Genomic DNA, 1,414 nt, shown 5'->3' with positions numbered 1-1,414 from the left:
GGTGGTAGGAGTCAACTGCTCGGCTGGGGGCTGAAGATGACTGCTCGCCGTCCGTGTCCGCCTGCGCCGGGGCCGTTGGAGGAGTACGCGGCCCGGTTCGACGATCTCTTCTTCAGCCTGGCTCAGCGGCGGGGTTTTCGTGAGTACCTGACGGGGCTGCTGGCGCCGCGGGAGCGGAACAAGACGATCACCTGCCTGGCAGGAGCTGAGCCGGTGGCCGGCGCGGGGATGCCGGGGGTGCAGCGGCTGCAATTCTTCCTGTCCGAGTCCCCATGGGAAGCCGAGCAGGTCAACGACCGGCGGCTTGAACTGCTGCGCGGGCAGCCGGAGACGGCTCCGCATGACGGCGGGGTCATCGTCATCGACGACTCGGGGGACCGCAAGGCCGGCGCGGCCACCGCCAACGTGGGCCGGCAGTGGCTGGGCCGGCTGGGCAAGACGGACAACGGCATCGTCACGGTGACCACAGTGTGGACGGACGGCCGCGTGTACTACCCGCTCCACGCGACTCCTTACACCCCCGCCCACCACTTCGCCCGCGCCCGGTCCGACCCGGCCTTCCGTACGAAACCGCAGCTGGCCGCCGCTCTGGCGGTCCGCGGGAAGGAGGCGGGCTTCGGCTGCCGGGCGGTGGTCGCCGACTGCGCCTACTCCGTGAGTGATGACTGGTATCTAGCGCTGCGGGCGGCCGGCCTGGCCTACGTGGTCGCGCTCAAACCGCATCGCGGCACCTGGGCCCCGGCCGGCCAGCCGCATACCCCCATCGACGCCGCACACGCTCTGACCTGGAAGAACGCCGACCACCCCGGTGACTGGACACCGGTGGAGCGTCATTTCCGCGACGGGCACACCGAGACCTGGTGGGCCGCTGACGCCCGACTGGGTGGTTACGGCCCCGACTCACCCTGCCGGCTGGTCGTGGCCACCACTGATCCAGCCACCCTGCCGGAGAAGGCCACCTGGCACCTGGCCACCAACCTGTCCCACCCCGATGCGCCCCACGCCGCCACCAGCCCGCATCCGCCGGCCGACCTCGCCGAGATCGTCCGCCTTTACGGCCTGCGGCCGTGGATCGAGCAGAGCTACAAGCAGGTCAAGGACGAACTCGGCTGGGCCGACTTCCAGGTCCGTTCCGACCGCGCCATCCGCCGGCATCAGACACTGGTGAACTGCGCCTTCTCCTTCTGCTGGGACCAATGGTTCGCCCCACCCGGCCCCGTGGATGCCGCCGCGCCGGACCCGTGCCCCAACGAGGGGCCAGAGAGGGGGCTCAGCCCCGTCCCACCAGCACCAACAGCCCTGCTGGCCCAGGGCCTTACGGGCGATCCGTTCCTGGCTTGCCCCCGCCGTCACTCTCAACCGATGGTGGCGAGCCTGGACGGACAAGGACCCACCCTCCGAACTCCAGGCCCTG

The 1,414-nt window shown here is 70.5% G+C and carries 1 protein-coding gene; it reads left to right on the top strand.

Annotation, left to right across the window (positions count from 1 at the left end):
• Window positions 1–36: 36 nt before the first annotated feature.
• The coding region (locus IE278_RS41710; RefSeq protein WP_189780247.1) for an IS701 family transposase at window positions 37–1,414 on the top strand (1,378 nt) is incomplete at its 3' end.

This window comes from Streptomyces tauricus, from assembly GCF_014650955.1.
In the GTDB taxonomy this organism is placed as follows: Bacteria; Actinomycetota; Actinomycetes; order Streptomycetales; family Streptomycetaceae; genus Streptomyces; species Streptomyces tauricus.
The sequence above is the reverse complement of the archived record's forward strand: the minus strand, read 5'-3'. Positions and strand labels throughout refer to the sequence as shown.